This window comes from Pantoea sp. (assembly GCF_039594315.1).
Taxonomy (GTDB): Bacteria; Pseudomonadota; Gammaproteobacteria; order Enterobacterales; family Enterobacteriaceae; genus Pantoea.
Map to the genome: position 1 here is coordinate 1 of NZ_JBCNNP010000091.1, position 6970 is coordinate 6970.

The 6970-nt window shown below is 52.6% G+C and carries 7 protein-coding genes and 1 pseudogene; 4 read left to right on the plus strand and 4 right to left on the minus strand.

Translation table 11 applies throughout. From position 1 onward, the window contains the following. The first annotated feature begins 125 nt into the window (after positions 1-125). Positions 126-455: a FlxA-like family protein gene (locus tag ABDW13_RS22925; RefSeq protein ID WP_343554810.1), complete on the plus strand. Its 330-nt coding sequence runs from the start codon at positions 126-128 to the stop codon at positions 453-455. Here the strand turns inward: ABDW13_RS22925 and ABDW13_RS22930 are convergent. Beyond that, complete coding sequence (locus ABDW13_RS22930; RefSeq protein ID WP_343554811.1) at positions 452-1372, minus strand: LysR substrate-binding domain-containing protein; 921 nt, start codon at positions 1370-1372, stop codon at positions 452-454. The genes ABDW13_RS22925 and ABDW13_RS22930 overlap by 4 nt on opposite strands. A gap of 100 nt (positions 1373-1472) precedes the next feature. Here ABDW13_RS22930 and ABDW13_RS22935 point away from each other — a divergent pair, with 100 nt between their 5' ends. Continuing rightward, positions 1473-2477, plus strand: coding sequence for a bile acid:sodium symporter family protein (locus ABDW13_RS22935; protein WP_343554812.1), 1005 nt, complete (start codon positions 1473-1475; stop codon positions 2475-2477). A 30-nt stretch (positions 2478-2507) separates the two neighbouring features. On the opposite strand, the gene ABDW13_RS22940 is transcribed toward ABDW13_RS22935, so the two are convergent. From ABDW13_RS22940 to zipA, 3 genes are all read right to left on the minus strand, one after another. Further along, positions 2508-2726, minus strand: coding sequence for a DUF3820 family protein (locus ABDW13_RS22940; RefSeq protein WP_343554813.1), 219 nt, complete (start codon positions 2724-2726; stop codon positions 2508-2510). Position 2727: 1 nt separating this feature from the next. Then, on the minus strand, positions 2728-4746 hold the full coding sequence (gene ligA, locus ABDW13_RS22945) for an NAD-dependent DNA ligase LigA (RefSeq protein WP_343554814.1): 2019 nt from the start codon (positions 4744-4746) through the stop codon (positions 2728-2730). Positions 4747-4814: 68 nt separating this feature from the next. Beyond that, on the minus strand, positions 4815-5789 hold the full coding sequence (gene zipA, locus ABDW13_RS22950; RefSeq protein ID WP_343554815.1) for a cell division protein ZipA: 975 nt from the start codon (positions 5787-5789) through the stop codon (positions 4815-4817). Positions 5790-6006: 217 nt separating this feature from the next. Between zipA and cysZ the strand changes: the two genes are divergently transcribed. Both cysZ and ABDW13_RS22960 read left to right on the plus strand, forming a co-directional pair. Then, positions 6007-6765, plus strand: a complete 759-nt coding sequence (gene cysZ, locus ABDW13_RS22955) for a sulfate transporter CysZ (RefSeq protein WP_343554816.1) — start codon at positions 6007-6009, stop codon at positions 6763-6765. Positions 6766-6905: 140 nt separating this feature from the next. Further along, positions 6906-6970 (plus strand): annotated as a pseudogene (locus ABDW13_RS22960) (cysteine synthase family protein); the annotation flags it as partial.

Below are 6970 nucleotides of genomic sequence, written 5' to 3' on the forward strand. Positions count from 1 at the left end.
GCGTAAAACTCTGACCTCGCTCGCTAAATCCCAACACAACCTTTTCGCAAGCTTAACACTCTGTGCCCTCAAGACGTTTTCTCCCCTTGCCGATAACGATAATGGTCTATTGCAAGGAGAAAACCATGTCTATATCAGGTGTCAGTAGCATTAGTACCGCCAGCAGTGGCGGCGGTTCTACTTCAGAAATTGCCAGTCTCAACAAACAGATTCAAAGCATCACCAAGCAGCTGAAAGATCTTTCTAGCGACGATACCCTGACAGATGAACAAAAGTCTGAACAGGAGCAGTTGCTGGAATCGCAGATTCAGATGATTGAAGCGCAAATCGCGCAGATTGAGCAGCAGCAAGCTGAAAAAGCGCAGCAGAAGCAGGAAGCACAGCAACCTGCCGCCACCAAAGCCGACGGCATTAATCGGCCGACGGACACGAATCAGATCAACGTTTACGTTTAAAACGCAGGTTTCAATATGCGTTGTTGCGTCAGCAGGGCTGCCTGCTGACGCACTTCTTGCCAGATGGCTTCTGCTGCCGGTGTCAGCGAGCGGTTTTTGCGTTTAATCAGCATCAGGCTGCGATTGATCTCCGGATATAAACGTCGCACGGTGAGTTTGCGTCCTGACGGCAACGGCAAGGCCAACGCGGGTAAAATGCTGATGCCAATCCCCGCTTCCACCATCGGATAAAGCGTTGCTGGATGACCGATTTCCTGCACTACATTGACGCTTAATGCCAACTGTTGCAGCGCGGCATCAACCAGCAGGCGGCTGCCGGACGCATAATCTTGCAGCACCAAATTACGCCCCGCCAGCATCGACCATTGCGCTTCTTCAACTTGCGCTAACGCATCGTCCTCATGGCACAACAACAAGAATGGCTCTTGCAGAATCTCCTCGCTGTCGAAATCGGTGTCATTAAGCGGGCCAATCACGATGCCAAAATCCACCTCGGCATTACGCACGCTTTGCAGCACCCATTGCTGAACACGATCATGCAAGATGACACGAATGTCGGGATAGCGCTGTTGGCTACTCGCCAAGCATTGCGGCATTAAATGCGCCGACGGCGTTTGGCTGGCGGCGACACGCACAGTGCCACTGCGCTGTTCGCCGTAGCTGCGTACATCCAAAACCGTGTTATTGAGTTCCTCCAGCAAACGTTTTAACTGCGTTGCCAGCTGTTGCCCGGCTTCGGTCAGCATCACTTCGCGCGTGGTGCGATCCAGCAAGCGCACGCCGATTTCCGCTTCCAGCTCTTTAATACTGTGACTCACCGCCGACTGGCTGAGGCCAATTGCCTGCCCTGCTAAACTAAAGCTACCGTGCTGGGCGACGGCTACGAAGGTGCGTAACTGACGTAAAGTGTAATTCATCGATATCGCTCATAGATTGATGCAATAAATCAATTTTATTTCTAAACCAAGCTGGCGCACAATCAGCACCATCTTTTTTACATTTAACCGGATTGTAACAATGGGATTTTTACGCCTCGATCCGATGATGGTTAAACTCATCATCACCGTGCTGCTAGCCAGCTTCTTACCGGCCAAAGGTGGCTTCGTCGACTTCTTCGAATATCTCACCACGGCGGCCATCGCCCTGCTGTTCTTCATGCATGGCGCGAAATTGTCACGTGAGAAGATTATTGCCGGTAGCAGCCACTGGCGTTTGCACTTGTGGATTATGTGCAGCACCTTCGTGGTATTCCCGATTCTTGGCCTGCTGCTCGTGTGGTGGCATCCGGTAAATGTCGGCCCAGAAATTTACACCGGCTTCATTTATCTCTGCATCCTGCCTGCTACCGTGCAATCCGCGATTGCCTTTACCTCAATGGCTGGCGGCAACGTCGCTGCCGCAGTATGCGCGGCTTCAGCCTCAAGCCTGCTGGGTGTATTTATCTCGCCATTGCTGGTGAATCTGGTGATGAACGTACACAACGAAATGCCGGGCAATGGCCTGGAGCAAATTGGCAAAATCATGCTGCAACTACTGGTGCCGTTTGTAGTGGGTCATATGTCGCGTCGCTGGATTGGCGGTTGGGTGGAGAAAAATCGCAGCCTGATTGGTAAAACCGACCAAACGTCAATCCTGTTAGTGGTTTACTCCGCCTTCAGTGAAGCGGTGGTGAATGGCATCTGGCATCGCGTAGGACTGGATACTTTGCTGTGGATTCTGGCGGGCAGCTTGCTGATTCTGTTTGTCGCGCTGGCGATCAACCTCGGTGCGTCACGCTTGTTTGGCTTCAGCCGCGCCGATGAAATCACTGTGCTGTTCTGTGGTTCGAAGAAGAGTCTGGCGAATGGCGTGCCAATGGCTAACATCCTGTTCCCGGCCGCCTCGGTGGGGATTATTGTGTTGCCGCTGATGATCTTCCATCAGGTACAATTGATGGTGTGCTCATTCATCGCTCAGCGCTACAAAGCGGGCAATGAGAAAAAGTTGGCGCAACAGCAGCAAGTCGAGACACAAAAGTCCTAAGCAAAAGGCCCGCAAATGCGGGCCTTTTTACTATTCGCTGCGCTTCAGCGGTTTGACTAAACCTTCCAGCCCTTCAATTTTGATCGCCAATGTTAGTTGCATGAGTTCACCCAACTTACCAGCAGGAAACTCATCTTTGCGCGCAAACCATAGCAAATACTCTTCCGGCAGATCGATGATGACGCGCCCTTTGTACTTGCCAAACGGCATAACGGTATTGGCGATTTCAACCAACTGCTGTTTATCCATCTTAGGCCCCCAGCAGACGAATCATTTCCGCTTCGTCAATCACCGGAATACCTAACTCCTGCGCTTTTGCCAGCTTAGAGCCTGCCGCTTCGCCTGCAATCAGCAAATCGGTTTTCTTCGATACGCTGCCGCTGACTTTAGCGCCCAACGCGACTAAACGTTCTTTGGCATCATCACGATTCATCTGCGACAGTGAACCAGTTAAGACCACGGTTTTACCGGCAAACGGACTATCAATCTCTGCGGCATTGACCACTTCAACCTGCGGCCAGTGCACGCCAATTTCATCGGTGAGCTCGCGGATCACCGCACGGTTGCTCTCTTCATCCATAAAATTGCGCACGTGAGTGGCGACGACTTTGCCCACATCCTGCACTTCAATCAGCGCATCGAGATCGGCATTCATTACTTTTTCCAGCTCGCCGAAATGATTGGCGAGGTTTGCGGCGGTGGCTTCACCCACTTCGCGAATGCCCAGCGCATACAGGAAGCGTGGCAAGCTGGTGAGCTTGGCTTTTTCCAGCGCATCAACCACGTTTTGCGCCGATTTCGGCCCCATGCGATCTAAACCCGTAAGCTTGCCGGCAGTGAGACGGAACAGATCGGCTGGGGTTAAGACGTACTCTTTTTCCACCAGTTGGTCGATGATTTTGTCGCCCATGCCATCGACGTCCATCGCACGACGCGAAACGAAATGTTTGAGCGCTTCTTTGCGTTGTGCACCACAAATCAGGCCGCCGGTGCAACGCGTTACCACCTCACCTTCGACACGTTCTACATCGGAACCGCATACTGGGCAATGGCTCGGGAACACAATTTCACGCGTGTCTTCGGGACGTTCCGATTCCACTACGTTGACGACCTGCGGGATAACATCGCCCGCACGGCGAATCACCACTTTATCGCCGATACGTAGACCCAGGCGTGCGATTTCATCAGCGTTATGCAGCGTCGCATTACTGACTACCACGCCCGCAACCTGCACCGGCTCCAGTCGCGCAACCGGCGTAATTGCGCCAGTGCGGCCCACCTGGAATTCAACATCGCGTACAAACGTCATCTGCTCCTGCGCCGGGAATTTGAAAGCCACCGCCCAGCGAGGTGCACGCGCCACAAAACCAAGTTGCTCTTGAAGCGCTTGCGAATCGACCTTAATCACCACGCCGTCAATATCAAAGCCGAGCGAGGGGCGTTCTTGCTCAACCTGGCGATAAAACGCCAATACTTCTTCCGCGCTGTGTGCCAGGCGAATGCGGTCAGTTACCGGCAATCCCCACGCCTTAAACTGTTGCAGACGTTGCCAATGGCTAGCTGGCATTTCTCCGCCTTCTAACAGGCCAAAACCGTAGCAGAAGAAGGTCAGCGGGCGCTTGGCGGTAATGCGTGGATCAAGCTGTCGCAGTGAACCCGCTGCCGCATTACGTGGATTGGCAAAGACTTTCGCGCCAGTGCGACGCGCTTCTTCATTGAGCTTTTCAAAGCCGCTTTCGGTGATAAACACTTCACCACGCACTTCAACGCGAGCCGGAATATTGTCGCCATGCAGGCGCAGCGGGATTGCGTGGATAGTGCGCACGTTCGCCGTGATATTCTCGCCAGTGGTACCATCACCACGCGTTGCAGCGCGCACCAACAAGCCATCTTCATACAACAAACTTACCGCTAAACCATCCAATTTCAGTTCGCAGCAATAAGTCAGTTCGTCAGTGCTTTTAAGGCGATCCTGCACGCGTTTATTGAAGGCGAGAAAACCAGCTTCATCAAAGGTGTTATCCAGCGACAGCATCGGGACTTCATGGCGCACCTGCTCAAATGCGGCCAGCGGTGCTGCGCCAACACGTTGTGTAGGAGAATCGGGGGTGATTAAGTCTGGATGCGCAGCTTCCAACTCGCGCAGTTGTCCCATCAATCGGTCATATTCTGCGTCCGGAATTTCAGGCGTATCCATCACGTGATAGAGATATTCGTGGTGACGTAACGTGGTGCGCAGCGCGGTAATCTGCTCCTGAACCGATTTCATAGTCTCTTATCCGATAAAAAACCCCCGACATGCGGGGGTTGAATTTGGGTTGATTCAATTACAGGCGATTAACCGATAACTTCGCGAATGCGCGATTTATAAGTTTCCAGCTTCTGCGGCGTCATCATGCGACGTTCATCATCCAGCACCACGCCGCCAACATCATCAGCGATGCGCTGTGCGGATTGCAGCATCAGCTTAAAGTTCTGGTTCGCATCACCATACGATGGCACCATCATGAAGATGGAGATGCCCGGCGTGGAGAAATTGCCCATTTCGTCAGGGTCGAAAGAACCTGGCTTCACCATATTCGCCAGGCTGAACAGCACGGGGCCGCTACCTGCTGGGCTCAAATGGCGATGGAAAATGTTCATTTCGCCGAACTGGAAGCCAGCCTGCAAAATGCCTTGTAACAAGGCTTCGCCATTCAACTCGCCGCCAGCATGGGCCGCAACGTGCAGCACTAATACCGCTTCTTTCTTACTGCCTGGCGCAGCAGCAGGTTGTGGCGCTTCAGGTTCTTGCTGCAGCGGTGCGTCGTGATGATATTCCGGCTCTTCTTCTTCCGCCTGGAATTCTGGCGCAGACTGCGTAGCCGAAAGCGGTTCGTTATCAAGCAGTGGATCAGCTTGAACCGGCTGCGGCGCGGGAGCGGGTTTCGCTACAGGCGCTTGCTGTGCAACAGGTTTGCGCACTTCCGGCTCATCATCCAGCAACGGATCGCCCAGCAATGGGTCGGCATGACGCGACGCAGGTTGACGCACAGGCTCTGGCGCACGCGGCGGCTGAACCGGACGCGGAGCAATTTCTGATTCTTCATCAGCGTCACGATTACGACGTACGCGAACTTCGCCGACGCCATCATCATCTTCGTCGCTCAGCAGATCTTCATCAGCTTCTTCGCGTTGTTTCAGACGTTTGTGCGGGCGATCGCGAAACACGGAGGAGCGCTCTTTACGGCTGGTCCACAGTCCATGAAGTAGCAGCGCTATTATGGCGATCGCGCCAACAACGATTAATATCAGACGCAAATCCTGCATCATTGTATTCTCTGTTGTTCCAATACCTTGCCACCACGGCAAACTTTATCCTCTAACTGTATTTGCCCAGCTAAACAAGTGCAAGTCTGTGCAGTATTTTCTGACAAATTAGATAGCTGCCCCACGCTTTTTTGCTGTTTTTTCGCGCAAAGCAGGCCTGTAGCCGACAAAAAGTCAGGTTATGATGTTCGCGCCGCTATATTAAGGAGAAAGGCCCGCTATGTCTGGAGTGAATTCAGTCTCAACATTTAATGGTATTCATTACTTCGCGGAAGGATGGAAACTGGTGCGTCTGCCTGGAATTCGTCGCTATGTCATCATGCCGCTGCTGATTAACATTGTGCTGCTTGGCGGCGCTTTTTATTGGCTGTTCCAGCGTTTGGGTGAGTGGATTCCGGCGATGATGGCGCACATTCCGGATTGGCTGCAATGGTTGAGCTATCTGCTGTGGCCATTGTCGGTGATTACCATCGTTATGGTGTTCAGTTATTTCTTCTCAACACTTGCCAACCTGATTGCGGCGCCCTTCTGTGGCTTGCTTGCCGAGCAGTTGGAAGGACGGTTAACCGGCACGCCGCTACCGGACAACGGCTGGATGGCGATGATTAAAGATGTGCCGCGCATCATGAAGCGCGAATTACAGAAGCTCGGCTACTATTTGCCACGCGCTATCGGCTTACTGTTGCTGCATTTCATCCCGGGATTTGGACAAACGGTGGCGCCAGTCCTATGGTTTTTATTCAGTGCGTGGATGCTTTCAGTGCAATATTGCGATTATCCGTTCGATAACCACAAAGTGAGTTTTCAGCAAATGCGCCAGGCGTTGCGCCAGCATAAAACGGCCAACATGCAGTTTGGTGCGTTAGTGAGTCTCTTCACCATGATTCCGATTGTTAACCTGGCGATTTTGCCGGTGGCGGTCTGCGGTGCAACCGCGATGTGGGTTGATCGTTATCGCCCACAACTTGCGCGCCATTAAAGCGTTAAAATGCCTTATGCATTTTTGCGTAAGGCTTATGGTTGTGCGCTATATAGATATGCGATTTCTTTCCTTCCGCCTGCAAGAAGAAAAGGTATGCTCTGAGGGTTCCCAATATTTCATACAGTTAAGGACGAGCTATGAGTAAGATCTATGAAGACAACTCTCTGACAATTGGTCATACGCCGCTGGTTCGACTGAACCG